At 72.9% G+C, this 21,035-nt stretch carries 21 protein-coding genes; 13 read left to right on the top strand and 8 right to left on the bottom strand.

Annotation, left to right across the window (positions count from 1 at the left end; all coding sequences use genetic code 11):
* The first annotated feature begins 70 nt into the window (after window positions 1–70).
* A complete protein-coding gene (locus AC1DUE_RS04310) occupies window positions 71–295 on the top strand; it encodes a DUF3107 domain-containing protein (RefSeq protein ID WP_477038257.1) in 225 nt (74 codons plus the stop codon).
* A 63-nt stretch (window positions 296–358) separates the two neighbouring features.
* Here AC1DUE_RS04310 and AC1DUE_RS04305 read toward each other — a convergent pair whose 3' ends face one another.
* Window positions 359–1,084: a ferritin-like fold-containing protein gene (locus AC1DUE_RS04305; RefSeq protein WP_477038164.1), complete on the bottom strand. Its 726-nt coding sequence runs from the start codon at window positions 1,082–1,084 to the stop codon at window positions 359–361.
* Between the two features lie 341 nt (window positions 1,085–1,425).
* Here AC1DUE_RS04305 and AC1DUE_RS04300 point away from each other — a divergent pair, with 341 nt between their 5' ends.
* Entirely contained in the window at window positions 1,426–3,228 is a 1,803-nt protein-coding gene (locus AC1DUE_RS04300; RefSeq protein ID WP_477038163.1) for a DEAD/DEAH box helicase, read from the top strand.
* Window positions 3,229–3,294: 66 nt separating this feature from the next.
* On the opposite strand, the gene AC1DUE_RS04295 is transcribed toward AC1DUE_RS04300, so the two are convergent.
* Both AC1DUE_RS04295 and AC1DUE_RS04290 read right to left on the bottom strand, forming a co-directional pair.
* Window positions 3,295–3,918, bottom strand: coding sequence for a MarC family protein (locus AC1DUE_RS04295; protein ID WP_477038162.1), 624 nt, complete (start codon window positions 3,916–3,918; stop codon window positions 3,295–3,297).
* A complete protein-coding gene (locus tag AC1DUE_RS04290) occupies window positions 3,915–4,757 on the bottom strand; it encodes a PHP domain-containing protein (RefSeq protein ID WP_477038161.1) in 843 nt (280 codons plus the stop codon). The genes AC1DUE_RS04295 and AC1DUE_RS04290 overlap by 4 nt, the downstream gene beginning before the upstream one ends.
* 44 nt (window positions 4,758–4,801) lie before the next feature.
* Between AC1DUE_RS04290 and AC1DUE_RS04285 the strand changes: the two genes are divergently transcribed.
* Window positions 4,802–6,316 (top strand): aminopeptidase P family protein, encoded by a 1,515-nt coding sequence (locus AC1DUE_RS04285; RefSeq protein ID WP_477038160.1) that lies wholly within the window; start codon window positions 4,802–4,804, stop codon window positions 6,314–6,316.
* Between the two features lie 195 nt (window positions 6,317–6,511).
* Here AC1DUE_RS04285 and AC1DUE_RS04280 read toward each other — a convergent pair whose 3' ends face one another.
* The gene (locus tag AC1DUE_RS04280) at window positions 6,512–7,168 is read right to left on the bottom strand and encodes a YflT domain-containing protein (RefSeq protein ID WP_477038159.1); all 657 of its coding nucleotides are present in this window, start codon (window positions 7,166–7,168) and stop codon (window positions 6,512–6,514) included.
* 108 nt (window positions 7,169–7,276) lie between these two features.
* On the opposite strand from AC1DUE_RS04280, the gene AC1DUE_RS04275 reads away from it, so the two are divergent.
* From AC1DUE_RS04275 to AC1DUE_RS04235, 9 genes are all read left to right on the top strand, one after another.
* A complete protein-coding gene (locus AC1DUE_RS04275; protein WP_477038158.1) occupies window positions 7,277–8,551 on the top strand; it encodes a magnesium transporter MgtE N-terminal domain-containing protein in 1,275 nt (424 codons plus the stop codon).
* On the top strand, window positions 8,544–9,095 hold the full coding sequence (locus tag AC1DUE_RS04270) for a DUF1003 domain-containing protein (RefSeq protein ID WP_477038157.1): 552 nt from the start codon (window positions 8,544–8,546) through the stop codon (window positions 9,093–9,095). Before AC1DUE_RS04275 ends, AC1DUE_RS04270 begins: the two co-directional genes overlap by 8 nt.
* Before the next feature lie 40 nt (window positions 9,096–9,135).
* Window positions 9,136–10,290, top strand: a complete 1,155-nt coding sequence (locus AC1DUE_RS04265; protein WP_477038156.1) for an Mrp/NBP35 family ATP-binding protein — start codon at window positions 9,136–9,138, stop codon at window positions 10,288–10,290.
* A gap of 75 nt (window positions 10,291–10,365) precedes the next feature.
* A complete protein-coding gene (locus AC1DUE_RS04260; RefSeq protein ID WP_477038155.1) occupies window positions 10,366–11,190 on the top strand; it encodes a DeoR/GlpR family DNA-binding transcription regulator in 825 nt (274 codons plus the stop codon).
* A 2-nt stretch (window positions 11,191–11,192) separates the two neighbouring features.
* On the top strand, window positions 11,193–12,386 hold the full coding sequence (gene galT / locus AC1DUE_RS04255) for a galactose-1-phosphate uridylyltransferase (protein ID WP_477038256.1): 1,194 nt from the start codon (window positions 11,193–11,195) through the stop codon (window positions 12,384–12,386).
* Entirely contained in the window at window positions 12,383–13,597 is a 1,215-nt protein-coding gene (gene galK, locus AC1DUE_RS04250) for a galactokinase (protein ID WP_477038154.1), read from the top strand. Before galT ends, galK begins: the two co-directional genes overlap by 4 nt.
* 209 nt (window positions 13,598–13,806) lie before the next feature.
* Window positions 13,807–14,835, top strand: coding sequence for a permuted SH3 domain-containing protein (locus tag AC1DUE_RS04245; RefSeq protein ID WP_477038153.1), 1,029 nt, complete (start codon window positions 13,807–13,809; stop codon window positions 14,833–14,835).
* Window positions 14,832–15,626: an ABC transporter ATP-binding protein gene (locus tag AC1DUE_RS04240; RefSeq protein WP_477038152.1), complete on the top strand. Its 795-nt coding sequence runs from the start codon at window positions 14,832–14,834 to the stop codon at window positions 15,624–15,626. The genes AC1DUE_RS04245 and AC1DUE_RS04240 overlap by 4 nt, the downstream gene beginning before the upstream one ends.
* Window positions 15,623–16,873 (top strand): ABC transporter permease, encoded by a 1,251-nt coding sequence (locus AC1DUE_RS04235; RefSeq protein ID WP_477038151.1) that lies wholly within the window; start codon window positions 15,623–15,625, stop codon window positions 16,871–16,873. Before AC1DUE_RS04240 ends, AC1DUE_RS04235 begins: the two co-directional genes overlap by 4 nt.
* Here the strand turns inward: AC1DUE_RS04235 and AC1DUE_RS04230 are convergent, their stop codons facing one another.
* Window positions 16,874–17,386, bottom strand: coding sequence for a helix-turn-helix domain-containing protein (locus AC1DUE_RS04230; protein ID WP_477038150.1), 513 nt, complete (start codon window positions 17,384–17,386; stop codon window positions 16,874–16,876).
* Window positions 17,387–17,442: 56 nt separating this feature from the next.
* On the opposite strand from AC1DUE_RS04230, the gene AC1DUE_RS04225 reads away from it, so the two are divergent.
* Window positions 17,443–18,708: an MFS transporter gene (locus AC1DUE_RS04225; RefSeq protein ID WP_477038149.1), complete on the top strand. Its 1,266-nt coding sequence runs from the start codon at window positions 17,443–17,445 to the stop codon at window positions 18,706–18,708.
* A 32-nt stretch (window positions 18,709–18,740) separates the two neighbouring features.
* On the opposite strand, the gene AC1DUE_RS04220 is transcribed toward AC1DUE_RS04225, so the two are convergent.
* Genes AC1DUE_RS04220 through AC1DUE_RS04210 form a run of 3 tightly spaced genes read right to left on the bottom strand, consistent with a single transcriptional unit; the run spans window position 18,741 to window position 21,035 of the window.
* A complete protein-coding gene (locus tag AC1DUE_RS04220; protein ID WP_477038148.1) occupies window positions 18,741–19,127 on the bottom strand; it encodes an SHOCT domain-containing protein in 387 nt (128 codons plus the stop codon).
* Window positions 19,128–19,173: 46 nt separating this feature from the next.
* On the bottom strand, window positions 19,174–19,836 hold the full coding sequence (locus AC1DUE_RS04215; RefSeq protein ID WP_477038255.1) for a response regulator: 663 nt from the start codon (window positions 19,834–19,836) through the stop codon (window positions 19,174–19,176).
* On the bottom strand, window positions 19,833–21,035 hold the full coding sequence (locus AC1DUE_RS04210; protein WP_477038147.1) for a sensor histidine kinase: 1,203 nt from the start codon (window positions 21,033–21,035) through the stop codon (window positions 19,833–19,835). Before AC1DUE_RS04210 ends, AC1DUE_RS04215 begins: the two co-directional genes overlap by 4 nt.

The raw sequence follows: 21,035 nt of genomic DNA, 5'->3' as shown, positions 1-21,035 counted from the left end.
GGACGATGTGCCCCGGCCCATCGGTCGAAGGGCAACGGACCGCTTGAGTAAGGACGTGGAAGAGATGACGGTGGAGATCACCATCGGCGTGCAGAACTCACCCCGCGAGATCAGCCTCGAGTCGGACCAGACGGCCGACGAGATCGGCGCGGTCGTCGCGGCGGCACTCAGCGGTCGGCCGACGCTCGAGCTCACGGACGTTCGCGGTCGCCGGATCATCGTGCCGGTCGCGAGCCTGGGATACGTCGAGATCGGCTCGGAGCAGAAGGGCCGCGTCGGCTTCGCCAACAGCTGACCCGCAGGACGAGAGCCCCGGACGACGAGACGTCCGGGGCTCTCGTGCGTCCGCGAGAAGGGGTCAGGCGGTGAGCCCGAGCCGCGCCATGCGGCGGGTGTGCTGCGCGGTGAGCTCGCTGAAGAGCTTCGTCGGTGCGCCGTCGGCCGGCCCGCCTTCGGCCGGGGTCCGCGCCGAGCCGAGCGCGACGAGCCGCACCAGGGCGGGGCGCTGGACGAGCAGCCGCTGCACCACACCGAGCGCCTCGCCGACCAGCCGCCGACCCCACAGGGCCAGCCGCGCGGTCAGCACACCGTCCGCGGAACCGGCCGCGTCGAGCTCGGCGACGGCCAGCTCGGCGTGCGAGGCGTCGTCGAGGACCTCGAGGACGATCGCGCGCGACCCCTCGTCGAGCCCCTCGGCGGCCAGCCGGCAGAAGTCGTCGGCCACGCCGTACCCGACGTAGGCCTTGAGCAGCCGCTCCCACCAGGTGCTGGGCTGGGTGCGGGCGTCGAAGTCGTCGAGCACGTGGTCGTACTGCCGCACGGCCTCGACGGGGTCGCCACCGATCTCGACGATGCGGGCCAGGATCCGGTCCCGGCGCTCGACGGCTCCGGCGGCGAACCTGCTGAGCTCGAGCCGCTGCTCGATGGTCGGCGCGAGGGCCGCGTCGGCGGCGAGCCGCCCGAAGGCGACGTGCTCGAGCTGGGCGACGAGGCCGAGCAGCTCGATCGCGTCCGCCTGCTCCAGCGCACTCGTCCCGTCGCTGCGCAGGGCGGCGCTGTCCGGTCGCGAGGGGGTGGTGGTCATCCGAGGATCGTAGTCCGGTCGTGGACGACACGCGTGGGCGTGCGGCGGGTCGGTGCGACGTGGGCCCGGGGCGCGGACCCGTCAGATAGACTGGCACGGTAATTCGGTTGCCCGGTCGTCTCGTTCACCTGAGTCTGACCCACCTCGCTCAGCCCCGGCCTCGGCCGGAAGACGCTCGCGAGTCGCCTTTCACGATCGGCTGCCGGCCACATCGCGTGGTGAGCTCCGCTGTCGCCCGGGAACGATCCGACGAGACTCCGACGGACATCCGTCGAACTTCTGTCGGTCTGTCGCCATCCCGGCAGCGCGCGGGTCACCACCCTTCGCAGTGAAGAGCCTTCGTGACGACGACCGACACCAACCCGACCACGCCCGGCGACACGCCCGACCAGATCTCAGCCCTGGCCGAGCCGATGACGCGGCCCCTCAAGAACACCTGGTCCTCCGTGCAGGCCGTCGAGGCCTCCTTCGCGGACTTCGACGTGCGCCCCGAGATCGTGCAGGCGCTCGCCGACGCCGGGATCACGCACCCGTTCCCGATCCAGGCGATGACCCTGCCCGTGGCGCTGTCCGGCCACGACATCATCGGCCAGGCCAAGACCGGCACCGGCAAGACCCTCGGCTTCGGCGTCCCGATGCTGCACCGCGTGATCGCCCCCGGCGAGGAGGGCTACGAGCAGCTGGCCGAGCCCGGCAAGCCGCAGGCCCTCGTCGTCGTCCCCACCCGTGAGCTCGCGGTGCAGGTGGCCGGCGACCTCGCGACGATGAGCTCGCGCCGCGCGGTCCGCGTTCTGCAGGTCTACGGCGGCCGCGCGTACGAGCCGCAGATCGCCGCGCTCAACGCGGGCGTCGACGTCGTCGTCGGCACCCCGGGCCGCATGATCGACCTGCTCAAGCAGCGTCACCTCGACCTCTCGCGGGTCAAGGCTGTCGTGCTCGACGAGGCCGACGAGATGCTCGACCTGGGCTTCCTGCCCGACGTCGAGACGCTGCTCAGCGCCACCCCGGCCAGCCGCCACACCATGCTCTTCTCGGCCACCATGCCGGGCGCCGTGGTCGCGATGGCCCGCCGCTACATGACGCAGCCGACCCACATCCGTGCCGCGGACCCCGACGACGACGGCCAGACGGTCAAGAACATCAAGCAGGTCGTCTACCGCGCGCACGCCCTGGACAAGGTCGAGCTCCTCGCCCGCATCCTCCAGGCCCGCGGCCGCGGCCTGACGATCGTCTTCGCGCGCACCAAGCGCACCGCCGCCAAGGTGGCCGACGACCTCATCGAGCGCGGCTTCGCCGCCGGTGCGCTGCACGGCGACCTCGGCCAGGGTGCCCGCGAGCAGGCGCTGCGCGCGTTCCGCCACGGCAAGGTCGACGTGCTGGTCGCCACCGACGTGGCCGCCCGCGGCATCGACGTCGAGGCCGTCACGCACGTCATCAACTACCAGTGCCCCGAGGACGAGAAGACCTACCTGCATCGCACCGGCCGCACCGGCCGCGCGGGCGCCAAGGGCACGGCCGTCACGTTCGTCGACTGGGACGACATCCCCCGCTGGGGCCTGATCGACAAGGCGCTCGGCCTGGGCATCCCCGAGCCGATCGAGACGTACTCCAGCTCGGCCCACCTGTTCACCGACCTCGACATCCCCGAGGGCACCAAGGGCCGCCTGCCCAAGGCGCAGCAGACCCGCGAGGGCCTGGGTGCGGAGAAGCTCGAGGACCTGGGCGAGACCGGCAAGCACAGCAAGGCGAGCGGTGGCGCCCGTCCCGACCAGCGCTCCGGCGGCTCCCGCCAGGGTGGCTCCGGCGCACCGCGCTCGGGTGGCTCCGGCTCGTCTGCTCCGCGCAGCAGCGCCCCGCACGCGTCCGAGGGCACGGCCGGCGAGAGCAGCGAGTCGCGCGAAGGCCGCAGCCGCCGTCGCGGCGGCCGCGGTCGCGGGCAGGGCGGCGAGGGCTCGACGACGAACACGTCGGCTCCCGATGCGGCAGCGAACATCACGGCCGACGGCCCGAGCGGCGAGCCGGGCACGAGCACCGGAGCACGCCGCAGCCGCAACCGTCGTCGCACGCGCAGCGGCGCGAGCACGGGCGCGAGCACCGGCACAGGTACGGAGAGCGCCGCACCGGCTCCCTCGACGGACGCCTGACACCAGCACCACGAAGGGCACGCACTCCCCACGGAGTGCGTGCCCTTTTCGTCGTCGCCCAGGGACCTACGCGGCCTTGATGAAGGCCTCCACCGCGTTCGCGATGAGCTGGACGGCGATCGCGGCGAGCAGCAGGCCGGCGATCCGGGTGACCAGGATGGTGCCGCCGTCGCCGAGCACGCGGTGGATCACGTTGGCGAACCGCATGGCCAGGTAGAGGCAGACGTGCACGGCGAGGACGCCCAGCGCGATCGCGACCCAGTCGGCTGCGGTCTGGTCGGACTGCTGCACGAACACCATGGTCGCGACGATGGCGCCAGGCCCGGCCAGCAGCGGGGTGCCCAGCGGGACGAGCGCGACGTTGACCTTGCCGTCCCCGGCGGGCTGCGGCTGCTCCATCTTCCCGGTGAGCAGCTCCATGGCGACGAGCAGGAGCAGGAGGCCGCCGGACGCCTGCAGGGCGGGCAGGGTGATGTGCAGGTAGTCGAGCAGCTTCTGCCCGAACAGCGCGAACGCCACGATCACGCCGAGCGCGACGAGAACTGCCTGCCGCGCGGCGCGGTTGCGCTGCGCGCGGGTCATCGCCGCGGTCAGGCCGAGGAAGATCGGCACGGTGCCGGGCGGGTCCATGATCACGAACAGCGTGATGAACACCGACCCGAACAGCTGGAGGTCGATCACGCTGCTCACGGGCGGACGACCTTCGTCGTGCCCAGGTCCTCGATCTGCGACAGGACGGACGGGTCGGTGAGGTTCTCCCCGAGCCGGTTGACCTTGCCGGAACCGTGGTAGTCGCTGGACCCGGTCACGAACAGCCCGAGCCGTTGGGCGATCGCGGTGAGGCGGGAGCGCTGCGCGGGGCTGTGGTCGCGGTGGTCGACCTCGAGGCCGGCCAGCCCTGCGGCCGCGAGCGCGTCGAACACCGCGTCCGGGACCACCTCGCCGCGGGCGTCCGCGCCCGGGTGCGCGAAGACGGGCACCCCGCCCGAGGCGCGGATCGCGCGCACGGCGTCGACCCCGGCGGGGGCGTAGTGCGGCACGTGGTACGGGCCGTCGGCGCGCAGCAGGCGGGCGAACGCGGCGTCCCGGTCGGGCACGATCCCGAGCGCGACGAGGGCGTCGGCGATGTGCGGGCGGCCGATGACGACGGCGTCCTGCGACTGCTCCATGACGTCCTCCCAGGTGATCGGGAAGTCCTCGGCGAGCAGCTCGACGATCGCCCGCGCCCGGCTCACGCGCGCCTCGCGGGTCCTGTCGAGCTCCACCGTCAGCGCGCGGTCGGTGGGGTCCTGCAGGTAGGAGAGCAGGTGGATGCTGATGCCGTGCGCGCGGGCGGAGACCTCGGTCCCGAGCACGAGGTCGATCCCGTGCCGCCGGGCGGAGTCCGACGCCTCGTCCCAGCCGGCCGTGGTGTCGTGGTCCGTCAGCGCGACGACGTCGAGCCCCGCAGCGGCCGCGGCGGCGATCACCTCCGCGGGAGCGTCCTTGCCGTCGGACGCGGTCGAGTGGGTGTGGAGGTCGATGCGCACGACCCCCACGGTAGCGGTGGGTCTGCGGTGGGAGGATGTGGCCCATGAGCGAGGAGACCTCCACCGAACAGCCCCTGGCGGACCGCGGTACCAACAGGTCGCAGCGGCCGTCGTCCGCGGAGTTCCTCCGCTTCATCACCTCGGGCTGGGGTGAGCGACCCGCCTCGACGGTGACGCGCGGCCCCGCGGCGGACTCGACCGCCGCCCGGCGCTCCGAGATCTCGAGCCGGTTCCCCGGCGAGCGTCTGGTGATCCCCGCTGGCACGTTCAAGGTCCGCTCCAACGACACCGACTACCGGTTCCGTCCGCACTCCGCCTTCGCGCACCTGACCGGCCTGGGCGTGGAGCAGGAGCCCGACGCGGTGCTCGTGCTGCACCCGGTCGAGGACGGCTCGGGCGACGACGGCAGCGGGCACGAGGCCGTCCTCTACATCCGCCCCCTGGCCGGGCGCGACACCGAGGAGTTCTTCTCGGACAGCCGCTACGGCGAGTTCTGGGTGGGCGCGCGTCCGACCCTCGAGGACATCGAGACGCTCACGGGCGTGCGGACCGCCCACGTCGACGACCTGCGCGACGCGCTCGCCAAGGACGTCGGCGAGGACGGCGTCCAGCTGCGCATCGTCCCCGACGTCGACGAGGCCATCGAGGCGGTCGTCGAGGACATCCGAGCGGCGGAGCAGGCCGGTGTCCGCGACGAGGTGCTGGCCGAGGCCCTCTCCGAGCTGCGGCTGGTCAAGGACGTGCACGAGGTCGAGCAGATGCGGCTGGCCGTCGCGACGACCATCGAGGGCTTCGAGAAGGTCGTGCGAACGCTGCCGGCCGCCATCGCGCACCAGCGCGGCGAGCGCGTGATCGAGGGGACGTTCGTCGGGCACGCACGCCAGGAGGGCAACGCCGTCGGCTACGAGACGATCGCCGCCGCGGGCGAGCACGCGACGACGCTGCACTGGACCGACAACGACGGCCAGGTGCGCGAGGGCGAGCTCGTGCTCATCGACGCGGGCGTCGAGGTCGACTCCCTGTACACCGCCGACATCACGCGGACGCTGCCGATCGACGGCACCTTCACCGAGGTGCAGCGACGGGTCTACCAGGCCGTGCTGGACGCCGCCGACGCGGGGTTCGAGGCCGCCGTCCCGGGCGCCAAGTTCCGCGACGTGCACGCCGCCGCGATGCGCGTGATCGCCGAGCGCCTCTCGGAGTGGGGCCTGCTGCCGGTCTCCGCCGAGGAGTCGCTGCTGCCCGAGAACCAGCACCACCGCCGCTGGATGGTGCACGGCACCAGCCACCACCTCGGCCTCGACGTGCACGACTGCGCGCAGGCGCGGGCCGAGCTGTACCTCGACGGCGTGCTGGAGCCGGGCATGGTGTTCACCATCGAGCCGGGCCTCTACTTCAAGTCCGACGACCTGCTGGTGCCGCAGGAGTACCGCGGCATCGGGGTGCGCATCGAGGACGACGTGCTCATCACCGCGAACGGCAACGAGAACCTGTCCGCGGCGCTCCCCCGCGACCCCGACGCGGTCGAGGCCTGGATGGCAGGACTTCGCAGCGAGTAGTCGAGCCGACCGCGCGTCGCGCGTCACCCCTGCGCCGGGACGATCCACGTCCCGCGAGCACCGGGAGGCGCACGATGGAAGGACTGTCCGCTCTGCTGTTCTCGAGGATCGCGCACCAGGACATGCGCAGCGCCCTGCCCGACGCGCCCACGATCGACCCTCCGCCCACGTCGGCGGAGCGTCGGGCCGCGCGGGTCAGGGCGCGGGCGGCGGCGAAGGCTGTCCGCTCGGCGGAGCGGGTGGTGCGGTCGGCTCGTCCTCGACCGGCGGCGCCACGGGCTCGGCAGGCGGGTACGCAGCCGACGGACCCGTCGACGATGTGGTGGTGACCGCCGGAGCGACGACGGGACGCGCCGGCCAGCCGGACTGCACGCCGCCGATCTCGCGCAGCAGGTTGCGAGCCTTGTTCGCCTGCTCCGCCCGGCACAGCACCGCGTACGACGACGCGACGATCTGGCTGGTCGACGTGAAGTCGCGGCGCCGACGCGTGACCGAGTAGGTGACGACCGAGAAGAGCATCCCGAACGCGCCGCCGATGAGGATCGCCGACACGATCGGGGTGCTCGTCCCGTCCGTCGAGAAGAGCGTGAGCAGCAGCCCGACGAACAGACCGAGCCACGCGCCGGTGAGGAAGCCGCCGAGGGCGGCCCGCGGGTAGGACAGCCGGCCCGTGACGCGCTCGACCATCCGCAGGTCGGTGCCGACGATCGTGACGAGCTGCACCGGGAAGTCCTTGTCCGCGAGGTGCACGACGGCGCGCTGCGCCTCGAGGTAGGTGCCGTAGGCGGCCACGGTCTCACCCTGCGGTTGCGTCGGGTTGCGTGGTGCGCGGGCCGAGCCGGAGTACGACATGCCGTCATCCTCTCCCAGCGGTCGTCCGGGAGACCACCCGGTGGCCGTCGACCGAACACCCGGCGTCGGTGTCGGGCGTGCCCGGGGGCGCGGTCTAGGCTGACCGGCGTGAGCAGCGTCGGGACCAGGGTCTTCGTCGCGCGCCTTGCCGGGACGAGCGTGTTCGACCCCCTCGGAGACCAGGTGGGACGGGTGCGCGACGTCGTCGTGCTGGTGCGCCCCAAGGGAGCGCCCAGAGCCGTCGGCCTCGTCGTCGAGGTCGGCAGCCGGCGCCGCGTGTTCCTGCCGCTGACCCGCGTGACGTCGATCGACTCCGGGCAGGTCATCTCGACCGGCCTGGTGAACATGCGCCGTTTCGAGCAGCGCGCGTTCGAGACCCTCGCGGTCGGTGAGCTGCTGGACCGGACGGTCGAGTTCGTCGACGGGACCGGTGTCGCGAGCATCGAGGACGTGGCGATCGAGCTGCAGCGCAACGGCGACTGGGTGATCTCCAAGCTCTTCGTCCGGCGCCGTCCCTCGGGTCGGCCGGGCATCCTGCGCCGCCGCGGCGAGACGCTGCTCATCTCCATCGACGAGGTCACGGGGCTCGCCCAGGCGACCGCGGCCCAGGGCGCCGAGCTGATGCTTGCGCAGTACGAGGACCTCAAGCCCGCCGACCTCGCGGACGTGCTGCACGACCTCGGCCTGACCCGACGCCTCGAGGTGGCCAGCGCGCTGGACAACGAGCGGCTCGCCGACGTGCTCGAGGAGCTGCCCGAGGACGACCAGGTCGGCATCCTGCAGGGCCTTGCTCGCACGCGCGCCGCCGACGTCCTGGAGGCCATGCAGCCCGACGACGCCGCCGACCTGCTCAACGAGCTGCCGGACGACCAGCAGGCCGAGCTGCTCGAGCTGATGGAGCCCGAGGAGGCCAAGGATGTCCGGCGCCTGCTGGCGTACGAGGACAACACCGCGGGCGGGCTGATGACCACCGAGCCCGTGATCCTGGGCCCGGAGACGCCGATCGCGGCCGCCCTCGCGCACGTCCGCCGGCAGGACCTCACGCCCGCGCTCGCGTCCATGGTGTTCGTCGCGCGCCCCCCGCTCGAGACTCCGACGGGCCGGTTCATCGGCGTCGTGCACCTCCAGCGGCTGCTGCGCGAACCGCCGCACGAGTCGATCGGCTCGATCATCGACACCGACATCGACGCCCTGCCCGTGGACGCCCCGCTGCTCGCGGTGACTCGCCAGCTGGCGACGTACAACCTGCTCGCGCTGCCGGTCGTCGACGCCGAGAAGCGCCTGCTCGGCGTGGTCTCGGTCGACGACGTCCTCGACCACCTGCTGCCCGAGGACTGGCGCGAGACCGACGACGAGGGCCAGCTGGGGGTGTCGCGTGCCTGAGCGTCTCGACACCCCACGGTCCACGCGCCGCGTCCTGATCCGCCGCCCGCAGATCGACGAGGACGCCTCGGGCAAGATCTCGGAGAGCATCGCGCGGTTCCTGGGCACGCCGCGGTTCATCATCTGGCTGAGCATCTTCTGCATCGCCTGGATCCTGTGGAACGTCGACATCGGACCCGACCGGCCGCAGTTCGACTCCGCCGCCCGCGGGTTCACCGCCCTGACCCTCGTCCTGTCGCTGCAGGCGTCCTACGCCGCGCCCCTCATCCTGCTCGCGCAGAACCGGCAGACCGACCGCGACCGCGTGCAGGCCGAGCAGGACCGCCAGCGCTCCGAGCGCAACCTGGCCGACACCGAGTTCCTCGCCCGGGAGATGGCCGCGCTGCGCATCGCGCTGTCCGAGGTGGCCACCCGCGACTTCGTCCGCTCGGAGCTGCGCGCGCTGCTCGAGGACATGGCGGCCGAGCGCGACGGCGACAAGGACGCCGAGGCGGACTCGTCGCCCAAGGAACCGAAGAAGGGGCGTCGCGCCCAGCGCCCATAGCGCGGCCGGGACGCCGAGCCGCGCCACCTACGATGGAGACATGCCCGATCTGACCGACCCGCTGACCGACGCGATCCGTGCCGCCCTGGCCGGCGTGCTGGACCCGGAGATCAAGCGGCCGATCACCGACCTGGGCATGGTCCGGTCGATCGAGCTGGCCGGCGGCCGGCCGGGCGCCGCTCACGTGCGCGTCGGCATCGACCTGACCACGCCCGGCTGCCCGCTCAAGGACACCCTGACCAGGGACGTGACCGCGGCGACGGCGACCGTCGACGGCGTCGGCACGGTGGACGTCGTGTTCGGCGTGATGTCCGCGGAGCAGCGGGCCGACCTGCGCACCCTCCTGCGCGGCCCGGGCGGGGAGCCGGTCATCCCGTTCGCGCAGCCGCAGTCGCTCACCAAGGTCTTCGCCATCGCGTCCGGCAAGGGTGGCGTGGGCAAGTCCTCGGTCACGGCCAACCTGGCGGTCGCGATGGCAGCCGACGGCCTGAAGGTCGGCATCGTCGACGCCGACATCTACGGCTTCTCGATCCCCCGGATGCTCGGCGTGACGCGCCAGCCCACCCGCGTCGACGACATGCTCCTCCCGCCCGAGGCGTTCGGGGTGTCGGTGGTCTCCATCGGCATGTTCGTCCCGGCGGGACAGCCGGTCGTCTGGCGCGGACCGATGCTGCACCGTGCGCTCCAGCAGTTCCTGGCGGACGTGTTCTGGGGCGACCTCGACGTGCTCCTGCTCGACCTTCCGCCCGGCACCGGCGACATCGCCATCTCCGTGGCCCAGCTGCTGCCGAGCTCGGAGCTCGTGGTGGTCACCACCCCGCAGCTGGCGGCCGCCGAGGTGGCCGAGCGCGCGGGCTCGATCGCCCTGCAGACCCGGCAGAACGTGGTCGGCGTGGTGGAGAACATGTCCTGGCTGGCCCAGCCCGACGGGTCGCGGCTCGAGCTGTTCGGGTCAGGCGGCGGACAGCGCGTCGCGGACAACCTCTCGACCCTCACCGGCAGCGACGTCCCCCTGCTCGGACAGGTCCCGCTGGACGTGCGTCTGAGGGAGGCCGGAGACGGGGGTTACCCGGTGGTACTGTCCGAACCAGACTCGCCGGCGGCGGAGGTCCTGCGCGGCGTGGCGCGGTCCCTTGCAGCACGACGTCGTGGCCTGGCAGGGCGGTCACTGGGGTTGTCTCCGGCTGCGCGGTGAAAAATCACCCGCTCGTCCGGTGACGTACTCGGAATGCTCGTTGGAGTCTGTTCGAACCTGTGTGACGATGTTCATATGCTCGCCAGTCAGCGCCAGGAGCGCATCCTTGCTGCCGTCCGTGCACACGGGGCTGCCCGCGTAGCGGACCTGGTAGAGAGCCTCGACGTCTCGGACATGACCGTCCGTCGGGACATCGCCGAGCTCGCCCGCGCCGGCCTCGTCCGTCGCGTCCACGGCGGTGCCGTCGCGCCCGACGCACCCGGTCGGCCCACCGACGAACCAGGCTTCGACGCCAAGCGCGGCTGGGCCAGTGCCGAGAAGACCGTCATCGCGCAGGCGGCGCTCGGCACGATCGAGCCCGGGCAGGCCATCGCCCTGTCCGCCGGCACCACGACGTACCTCCTGGCCGAGCTCATCGCCTCGGACCCCACGCTGCGGCCGCTCACGGTCGTGACCAACGGCCTGCGGATCGCGGACGTGCTGCACAGTGCCACGGGCGTGCAGGTCATCCTCACGGGTGGCGTGCGCACGCCGTCGGACGCCCTCGTCGGTCCCGTCGCGGACGCCACGCTGGCCAGCCTGCGCGTCGACCGCACGTATCTCGGCGTGCACGGCTTCGACGCCGCGGGCCTGACCACCCCGAACCTGGCGGAAGCCGCCACCGACCGCGCGCTCATGTCGTGCGCCGCGGTCACCACCGTCCTGGCGGACCACACGAAGTGGGGTGCGGTGGGCCTGGCCCGCATCGTCCCGCTCGACGACGTGGACACCGTGATCAGCGACGACTCCCTTCCCTCCGACGCCCGTCGGCAGCTGACGGGAGGAGCCACCCAGCTCCGCCTCGTCACCGTGGGACCCCACAGCTCCCCGACCGCCCCGCACCCTGGAGCCACCACGTGACGATGCCCGACGCGCGCACCCTGCCCGTCCGCCTGACCCCCACCCGCCTCGCCGATGGTCGTGAGCTGCTCTACTTCGACGACAGCGAGCCGTACGTCTCCGGCACGAAGACCCGTCGCCTCGACGACCCGAGGCCGCTGCCGGACCGCTTCGCGCCGGTCGTCGGTCCCGACGGTGTCGCGACCCCCGTCACGGGGCCCGAGCTGCGTCGCGACCCGCTGACAGGCGAGTGGATCCCCATGGCGGCCCACCGGATGAACCGCACGTTCCTCCCGCCGGCCGACGCCAACCCGCTGGCCCCCGCCAAGCCCGGGGCGGTCTACCAGGACGGCGAGATCCCGGCGGAGGACTACGACGTCGTCGTGTTCGAGAACCGGTTCCCGTCGCTGCTCGCCGTTCCCGGCGTGCCCGACGCTCCCACCCTGCGCTCGCACGAGCCGCTGTGGACCGTGCGCCCGGCCGCCGGCCGCTGCGAGGTCATCTGCTTCTCGTCGGACCCGACCGCGTCCCTGAGCACCGTCGGACCGCGGCGCATGCGCACGATCGTCGAGGCGTGGACGCAGCGGACCGCGGCGCTCAACGCCCTGCCCGGCATCGAGCAGGTGTTCATCTTCGAGAATCGCGGCAAGGAGATCGGCGTCACGCTGCACCACCCGCACGGGCAGATCTACGCGTTCCCGTACGTCACCCCGCGCACCCAGGCGATGCTCACGGAGGCCCGCGCCTACCACTCGCGCACCGGCCGCCTGCTCGGACGGGACGTGCTGGACGCCGAGCTCGAGCACGGCGAGCGCATCGTCATCGAGTCGGAGCACTGGGTGGCCTACGTGCCGTTCGCCGCGCGCTGGCCCGTCGAGGTGCACCTGGCCCCTCGTCGAGACGTTCCCGACCTCCCGTCGCTCACGGACGACGAGCGCGAGGACCTGGCGTCCGTGTACCTGTCGCTGCTGCAGCGGCTCGACCGGTTCTTCGTGGGTCCCGACGGCGAGGCGATCCCGCTGCCGTACATCTCCGGCTGGCACCAGGCGCCCGTCGGCGACGGCCGCGACGTCTCCCGTCTGCACCTGCAGCTGTTCTCGGTGCTGCGCGCGCCCGGCAAGCTCAAGTACCTCGCGGGCGTCGAGTCGGGCGTCGGCGCCTGGATCAGCGACACGACCCCCGAGCGGATCGCCGCCCGCCTGCAGGAGATCGCGTGAACGCAGTCGTGACCTGGGTCGAGCCGTGGACGCCCGAGCAAGGCGCCGAGCGAGCCAGGAGCCTCTTCGAGGCACGGTTCGGTGACGGTGCGCCCGACGGCACCTGGTCGGCTCCCGGCCGGGTCAACCTGATCGGCGAGCACACCGACTACAACGGCGGCCTGTGCTTGCCCATCGCGCTCCCCCACCGCGCGTACGTCGCCCTGCGGCGTCGCGACGACGACGTGGTCCGGCTCGTGTCCGCGCAGGAGCCCTCCGGGCACCGCGAGGTCACGCTCGGCGACGTGGCACCGGGCACCGTGGAGGGCTGGATCGGCTACGTCGTCGGCGTCGCGTGGGCGATGCGAGAGGCCGGCCTCGCGGTCGGCGGCTTCGACGTCGCCGTCGACTCGTGCGTCCCGTACGGCGCCGGGCTCTCGTCGTCCGCGTCGCTGGAGGCCTCGGTCGCGGTCGCGCTCGACGCCGTGTTCGGGCTCGGTCTGGCCGGTGCCGACGACGACGCGGGCCGTGCGCGGCTCGCGGAGCTCTGCGTTCGCGCCGAGAACGAGATCGCGGGCGCCCCGACCGGCGGCATGGACCAGGCGGCGTCGCTGCGGGCCCGGGCCGGCCACGCGCTGCTGCTCGACTGCCTCGACGGCTCCGTGCGGCACGTGCCGTTCGACCTCGCCGCGCAGGGGCTCGCGCTGCTCGTCGTCGACACCCGCGCGGAGCACGCGCTCGTGGACGGCCAGTACGCTGCCCGCCGCGCGTCCTGCGAGGCCGCGGCGGCCCACCTCGGCGTCGAGACGTTGCGCGAGATCACCACCGACCCGCGCGGCCTGGAGTGGGCGCTGGACAAGCTCGACGACGAGGTCCAGGTGCGCCGCGTCCGGCACGTCGTGACCGAGATCGACCGCGTGACGTGGTTCGTCGCCCTCCTCGACTCGGGCGAGGTCGGTGAGGTCGGCCCGCTCATGAACGCGTCGCACGCCTCGCTGCGGGACGACTACGAGGTGTCCTGCCGCGAGCTCGACCTCGTGGTCAGCACCGCCGTGCAGGCCGGCGCTCTCGGCGCCCGGATGACCGGGGGCGGCTTCGGCGGCTCCGCGATCGCCCTCGTCGCGGCGGACGGCGTCGGCCAGGTGGCGCAGGCCGTGGCGGACGCCTTCGCCGACGCCGGGCTGCGCGCTCCCGCGTTCCTCGTCGCGACCGCGCAGGCCCCCGCAGCCTGAGGCCCGCGCCACGCGAGCTGGTGGCGTGTCGTGCGCGGTATCGCGTATCGCGCAGTAGTGTCTGTCGCGCGGTTGTCGCCGAGATCATCCCCGGGGCGGATCCGACGCCCCGGTGGACCTCGCTACGGTCAGCCAGCGTTCCACCAGCACCGACCCGGGGGCAGACCCCGACGCGCACGCACGAGCCACTCGACGCGAGGAGTCCTACCGTGGGAGTCACCCGCCGGATCGTCTTCCCGATCATCCGCCTGGTCATCTGGGCGGTGATCGCCGTCGCCCTCGTGAAGATCGCCTTCACGGGTGCGGACGTCGGAGGCGTGGACACCTCGCTGCAGCCCACCGGCGCGTCGGCGGAGCCCACGGTGCAGGTGGAGACGGCCACCGTGACGAACGCCGTCACCATCCAGGCCTCCGTGGTGGCGGACCCGGCCGTCGTCGTCAAGGCCACGCTCGCCGGGAAGGTCAGCAGGCTCCTCACCACCGACGGCGCCGTCGTCGCGGTCGGCACTCCCGTCCTGGAGATCCGCAAGGAGACCCCGCAGGACCCGGTCGTGACGACCAACGCCGAGACCGGCGAGACGACGACGACCGAGCGCAAGCCCAAGGTCGAGACCGTCGTCGTGAAGTCGCCGGTCGCGGGCACGCTGACGCTGCCGACGCTCAAGGACCAGGAGGTCTCGGTCGGCGTGCAGGTCGCGACCGTCGCCCCGGGCACGCTGTCGGTGAGCGGCACGCTGACCCCCGACCAGCAGTACCGCCTGGTCGGGGCGCCGACGCAGGCCAGCGTCACGCTCAACGGCGGCCCGGCCCCCTTCGACTGCACGGGCCTGCGGGTCGGGGCCGCCCCCGCGACCACGACCGGCGACCCCGACCAGGCCGGGACGGGGGCGCCGTCGCCCAGCGGCACCGTCTCCTGCGCCATCCCCGCCGGCGTCACGGCCTTCGCCGGGCTCGGCGCGACGGTGGAGATCACGAACGGATCGGTCGAGGGCGCCGTCGTCGTCCCGATCTCGGCCGTGCAGGGCACGGTCCAGACCGGCAACGTGTGGCTCGTCGGCACGGACGGCGAGAACGAGAAGAAGGCCGTCACGCTCGGGCTGACCGACGGCAAGGTCGTGCAGGTCACCGACGGTCTGGCCGCGGGTGACACCGTGCTCCAGTTCATCCCCGTGCCGGGCGGCGCGGGCCTCCCGGTGGACTGCAACCTGAGCTACGACCCGGCGGTGTGCGGCGGATGAGCCTCCTCGAGCTCACGGACGTGACGCGGTCCGTCCGGCTTCCCGACGACCGGATGCTGCACATCCTGCAGGGGGTCACCGTCTCGGTCGACGCGGGCGAGCACGTGGCCGTGGTCGGACGTTCCGGCACCGGCAAGTCGACGCTCCTCAACATCCTCGGCCTGCTGGACGCGCCGACCACGGGCGAGTACCTGCTCGAGGGCGTGCCCATCGGACGCCTCTCGAACCGCACGCGCACCCGACGACGAGGGCGGGACTTCGGGTTCGTCTTCCAGCAGTTCAACCTCCTGCCGGGCCGGACCGCGCTGGAGAACGTCGCCGCTCCCCTGATGTACGCCCGGGGGAAGCAGTTCTGGAACCGCCGGCGACTGGCCACGCAGATGCTCGAGCGCGTCGGCCTGGGCGACCGCGTCGACACCATGCCCGACAAGCTCTCGGGCGGCGAGCAGCAGCGCGTGGCCATCGCCCGCGCGCTCGTGCGGGGTCCGCGCGTGATCCTCGCCGACGAGCCGACCGGCGCGCTGGACGTGGAGACGGGCGGCTCGGTCATGGACCTTCTCGACGAGATCGCGTCCCAGACCGGCGCCGCGCTCGTCACCATCACGCACGACCTCGCCGTCGCCTCCCGCGCCGAGCGTCAGTTCCGGCTCAGCGACGGGGTCCTCGTGCCCATCCGGCTGGACACCGACTCCGACTGGGTCGGCGACGTCGTCGCGAACCGGTCGAAGGCGGTCGAGCGCCGGCTGCCGGAGCCGGCCCTCCCGCTAGCCGAGGGTGGGCTCCACGGATGACGGGCATCGTCGGGGCGATCGTCGAGGCCTGGGACGAGCTGCGGATCCACAAGCTGCGGGTGCTGCTCGCGCTGATCGGCGTCGCGTGCGCCGTCACGGCGATCACGAGCGTCACGGCCGTCATCGCGATGCTCAAGCAGGCCACCCAGGAGCAGACCGACCGCCAGAACGGGCGCCTGGTGACGCTCATGGTCAGCGCCTACCCGGTGGACCAGGCGGCCGCCGCGCCGACCGACTGGGACGACGCGTTCGGTGAGCTGCTCGACCGCTACTCGATCACCTACGCGAGCCGGGACGCGTGGCTCCAGGTGCCGATGCGGATGGCGGACGGCAAGCGGGCCGTCCAGATCCGCACCGTCGACACCGACCTCGGCACCATCAACCGCATCGTGCCGACGACCGGGCGCTGGTTCACGGAGACCGACGAGACGGCCTTCGGGCCGACCCTCGTCGTGAACCAGTCGTTCCTCACGGCCATCGGCGTCGCGGACCTGTCCAGCCACCCCACCGTCGAGATGGGCGACCGCGCCCCGGTGACCACCACGATCGTCGGGGTGCTGGCCGACGACTGGCCGGGCGCCGAACCGACCGCGATGGTCCTGTACGACCAGTACCACCGGTGGATCGGCGACGACGGCTCCGGCATCCAGTCGGGCGGCGCCGCCCCGGCCGCCGGGTCGATGCAGGCGTCGATGAACCAGCAGGTCCCGACCATGTACCTCTGGGTGCCCACCGACCAGGCGCGCGACCTGACGGCCCGCATCAAGCAGGACATGCAGACCGTCGCGCCCGGCTGGCAGGTCGACGTCCAGGACAACGACTACGGCAACGGCGGTCTCGACCGGGCGGCGAAGTGGGTGGGCATCGGCATCGGCGGCATGGCCCTGCTGCTGGGCGGGCTCGGGCTCGTGAACATCGCCCTGGTGACCGTGCGCTACCGGATCCGCGAGATCGGCATCCGGCGATCGTTCGGTGCGACCTCGGGCCGCGTGTTCTTCGGGGTGCTGCTCGAGTCGGTCGTCGCGACGTTCGTCGCCGGGCTCGTCGGGGTGACGCTGTCGGTGGCGATCGTCAAGAACATCCCGGTGGAGAAGCTGTTCGGCGGCGGGATCCAGGACATGCCCCCGTTCCCGGTCTCGGCCGCGGTGGTGGGCATGCTCTGCGCGACCGCGGTCGGTGCGCTGGCGGGGATCATCCCCGCGAGCTTCGCCGTGCGGGTGAGGGTGATCGACGCCATCCGGTACTGATCAGCCGGTGGCCTCGTTGCGGGTCACGTCCTCGTGCAGGGCGTAGAAGACCGAGTAGGCCGTCCCGTCCGGCGTCGGGGGGCGGCTCGCGAACTCCTCGAACAGGGCCCGCACCCGGTCGACGAGCTCGGTGTGCCCCGCCTCGTCGAGCCGCAGGCCGAGCCGGGTGGCCACGATCTCGCCCGGGTCGACGAGGGCGACCTCCTCGAGGAACGTGTCGATGAGCACCCGCGACGACTTGAGGGCGCCCGGTGTCCGCCACGACTTCCGGGTGGCGAGGTACGGCACCTCGCGCGACCCCCGGGTGCCGCGGCGCGCCGGCTGGGCGGCCAGGAAGCCACGGTCGGCGAGTGTGCGGACGTGGTGCAGGATCGTCGCCGGGTTGCGGTCGAGGCGTGCCGCGATCTCCCTGTTGGTCATCGGCTCGTCGAGGCACAGGCGCAGGATCCGCAGGCGCAGCGTGCTGGCCAGCGCGCGTGCGTCGGCGTCGACCTCCGCCTCGTTCTCCGTCACGGGACGATCCTCGCACACTGATTGACTTTTCCCAATCAGTTGCCGATCCTGGGTCCGTGAGCCAGTCCCTCGTGCACCATCCCGACTTCCGCCGACTGTGGACGGGCGACGCCCTGGGTCAGTTCGGCGCGCAGCTGACCGGGCTCGCCCTGCCCGTCTACGCCGTGCAGTCGCTCGACGCGACCGAGTGGCAGATGGGGTTGCTGACCGCCGCCGAGACCGCGGCGTTCCTGGTGATCGGCCTGCCCGCGGGCGCCTGGGTGGACCGGATGCGCAAGCGCCGGGTGCTGCTCGCCTCGGACCTGGCCCGAGCGGCCGTGCTGACCGTGGTCGTCGTCGCGGCCATGACGGGCCACGCCTCGATCCCGCTGCTCATCGGCGCGGGGCTGGTGATCAGCGTCGCGTCCGTGTTCTTCGACGTCTCGCACCAGAGCTACGTGCCGGGGCTGGTCGGCCTCGACCACATCGTCGAGGGCAACTCCAAGCTGCAGGCCACGCAGTCGGTCGCGGCCGTCGCCGCCCCCGCGGTCGGCGGGCTGCTGCTCAAGGTCATCACGGCACCCGCCCTCATCGCCGTGAACGTCGTGATGTACGTGACCTCCGCGTTCGCGGTGTGGCGCATCCGGCACGTCGAGACTCCCCCGCACCCCGACACCCACCGCCCGCTGCGCACCGAGATCGCCGAGGGGCTCTCGTTCGTCGTGCACCAGCCGATCCTGCGGCGGATCGTCGCGACCACCGGCCTCGGCAACTTCGCCAACTCGATCCAGACCGCGGTCCTGGTCATCTACGCGCTGCGCGTCCTCGACCTCGGGACCGCCGCCTGGGGCACGGTCGTGTCGGCGTCCGCGGTCGGCGGCCTGGTCGGCGCGGTCGTCGCCGGCCGGCTCGCCCGGTGGGTCGGCGAGGCACGGCTCGTGCCGCTGTCGATGCTCGCCGCGGTGCCCGCCGCCGCGCTGACCCCCTTGGCGTTCGTGCTGCCGTTCCCGCCGTCCGTGGTGCTCATCGTCGGTGGCGTGACCTTCTCGTTCGCGGTCGTGCTCTACAACGTCGCGCAGGTGAGCTTCCGACAGCGCGTCTGCCCACCGGCCCTGCTCGGCCGGATGAACGCGTCGGTCCGGTTCATCGTGTGGGGCACCATCCCGATCGGCGGGGTGCTGGGCGGCTGGCTGGGCACCCACCTCGGCGTCGTCCCGACGCTCTGGGTCGCGGTCGCGATCACCGCGCTGTCCGTGCTGCCGGTGCTGATCTCCCCGCTGCTCGGCATGCGCGACCTCCCCGCGGCACCCGTTCCGGAACCCGCACCGTCCGAGCAGATGTAGGCCCCGACCCGCATCTGCTCGGACGCTGCGCGTCAGCCCTGCGGCTGAGGACCGGTCGCCAGCAGGACCTCGAGACGGGCGCGGTACTCGGCCTCGTCGATCTCGCCGCGGGCGTACCGCTCCGCGAGGACCGCGCGGGCGCTCTGCGTGCCGCCCTGCTGGTACCCGCTGCGCGGACCCCACCCGCCGTTCTCGGCCCAGTACGCGCGCCGACGACGACCGCCGAGCACGAGGAACAGGGCGATCACGCCGAACCAGAACAGCGGGAAGATGAGGAACCAGGGTCCGGGACCCCAGCCCCAGCCCCAGCCGACGGGGTGTGCCGCCAGCGTGGCGAGCGAGCTGAACATGATGACCTCCGGGTCGTATGGGCGGCCGTCGTTCGACCGCACCACCACGATCGCTCGCGGCACCGGCACCCGTCGTCGTCCAGGCGGACCGTCGTGGGTGCTGCGAACGGACCTCCTACGCCCAGCCGGGCCGCACCATGCCGGACTCGTACGCGGCGACGACCAGCTGCGCCCGGTCGCGCGCGCCCACCTTGGACATCGCCCGGAGCACGTGCGTCTTGACGGTGAGCGGCGACAGATACATCCGAGCGCCGATCTCGTCGTTCGACAGCCCCTCGGCGACGAGCACGACCACCTCCCGCTCGCGCGGGGTCAGGTCGCTCATCCCGGGCACCTCGACGACCTCGCGGGTCGCCCGGGCGACGGTGGCCAGCAGGCGTCGCGTGACCGTCGGCGAGAGCAGCGCGTCGCCGGCCGCGACCACGCGCACCGCCCGCAGCAGGTCCGCCGGCTCGGTGTCCTTCACCAGGAACCCGGACGCGCCGGCGCGGATCGCCTCCGCGACGTACTCGTCGAGCTCGAACGTCGTCACGACGACCACCCGGACACCACCCGCCCGCGGGTCCTGCACGATGCGCCGGGTGGCCGCCAGCCCGTCGCTCCCGGGCATCCGGATGTCCATGAGGACCACGTCGGGCAGGAGCTGGGTGGCCAGGTGCACGGCCTCGTCGCCGGTGGCCGCCTCGCCGACCACGGTCAGGTCGGGCTCCGCGTCGATGAGCGCGCGGAAGCCGCCGCGCACGAGCGCCTGGTCGTCGGCGAGCAGGACCCGGATCATCGTTGCGCCCACGGGATCTCGACGTGCACGTGGAACCCGGCGGCGCTGTCGACGGCCAGCGCCCCGCCGATCGCCTCGACGCGCTCGCGCATGCCGCGCAGTCCGTACCCTTCGGCCACCGGCTCTTGTACATCACCATCGTCGCGGACGTCGAGCGTCACCGATCCCGGCCCGACGACGAGCCTGACCAGCACGGACGTCGACGTCGAGTGGCGTCGCACGTTGGTCAGCGCCTCCTGCAGCGCGCGGTGCACGACGACCACGACGGCCTCCGGGACCACCTCCAGGGACGCACCGACGGCCTGCGCGACCCCGTCGTCGTCCACCGCCAGGCCGTCGTCGCGCGCCATCCGCACCAGGTCGAGCAGCCCGCCGAGATCGCGCGCCGCCGCCGGCTCGCGGGGTGCCTCGCCCTGCGCGCGCAGGATCCCGAGGACCTCGCGCACCTCGTCCAGCGCGTCCCTGCTGGTGTCCCGGATGGCGCCGAGAGCCTTGCGCGCCTGCTCGGGCTCGCGGTCCATGAGGTGCAGCCCGACGCCCGCCTGCACGGTGATCGCGGACAGCGAGTGGGCCAGCACGTCGTGCAGCTCGCGCGCGATCCGCAGGCGCTCGGCCGCAGCCACGGCCTCCTCGCGCGACTCGCGCGCCACGCGCAGCGCGCGCATCCGCTCGCGACGCTCGCGAGCCCCTTCGCCGATGCCCACGGCGACGCCGAGCCCGATCGCGGTGAACCACGCGTACACGGCGGTCGGCGCCCCGGTGCCCAGCGCGACCACCCCGACCCCGACCGCTCCCGCGGCCGCCGCGGCGATCGACAGGGCCCGCTGCCTCGTCGCGCCGGCCGCCACGACGACGAACCCGAGCGGGACGACCGCCGGACCCGGCGGGTAGCCCAGGGCGAGGTACGACACCGGTCCCAGGACGGCGAGGACGCCCCCGACGACCGCCCACGGACCGCGCCGCCGCATCACCAGCAGGATCGACGCGGGTGCCAGCAGCAGCAGGGCCACCGCGCCGAGATCGAACGGCCGCGCGTGCGTGTGCCAGAACCCGACGAACACGCAGCCCATGATCGTGACGACCGCGAGGGCGGTGACCGGCAGCGCGAGCCAGGCGGCGCGCGGGCGCTCCCCCGACCAGGGGCCCCACGGAGGACCGGCTCCCCAGGGTGGTCCGCCTCGGGGCAGGGGCTCGGTCAT

Source organism: Cellulomonas sp. P4_A2 (assembly GCF_056402515.1).
This window is presented reverse-complemented; position numbering and strand designations above follow the sequence as displayed.

What these genes read in the sequence shown, in the direction of transcription:
- AC1DUE_RS04260 (WP_477038155.1), top strand. Translation starts at nt 10,366, where the DNA reads ATGCTCGCCAGTCAGCGCCAGGAGCGCATCCTTGCTGCCGTCCGTGCA.
- AC1DUE_RS04240 (WP_477038152.1), top strand. Translation starts at nt 14,832, where the DNA reads ATGAGCCTCCTCGAGCTCACGGACGTGACGCGGTCCGTCCGGCTTCCC.
- AC1DUE_RS04215 (WP_477038255.1), bottom strand. Translation starts at nt 19,836, where the DNA reads ATGATCCGGGTCCTGCTCGCCGACGACCAGGCGCTCGTGCGCGGCGGC.
- AC1DUE_RS04305 (WP_477038164.1), bottom strand. Translation starts at nt 1,084, where the DNA reads ATGACCACCACCCCCTCGCGACCGGACAGCGCCGCCCTGCGCAGCGAC.
- AC1DUE_RS04265 (WP_477038156.1), top strand. Translation starts at nt 9,136, where the DNA reads ATGCCCGATCTGACCGACCCGCTGACCGACGCGATCCGTGCCGCCCTG.
- galT (WP_477038256.1), top strand. Translation starts at nt 11,193, where the DNA reads ATGCCCGACGCGCGCACCCTGCCCGTCCGCCTGACCCCCACCCGCCTC.
- AC1DUE_RS04210 (WP_477038147.1), bottom strand. Translation starts at nt 21,035, where the DNA reads ATGACCGAGCCCCTGCCCCGAGGCGGACCACCCTGGGGAGCCGGTCCT.
- AC1DUE_RS04280 (WP_477038159.1), bottom strand. Translation starts at nt 7,168, where the DNA reads ATGTCGTACTCCGGCTCGGCCCGCGCACCACGCAACCCGACGCAACCG.
- AC1DUE_RS04285 (WP_477038160.1), top strand. Translation starts at nt 4,802, where the DNA reads ATGAGCGAGGAGACCTCCACCGAACAGCCCCTGGCGGACCGCGGTACC.
- AC1DUE_RS04235 (WP_477038151.1), top strand. Translation starts at nt 15,623, where the DNA reads ATGACGGGCATCGTCGGGGCGATCGTCGAGGCCTGGGACGAGCTGCGG.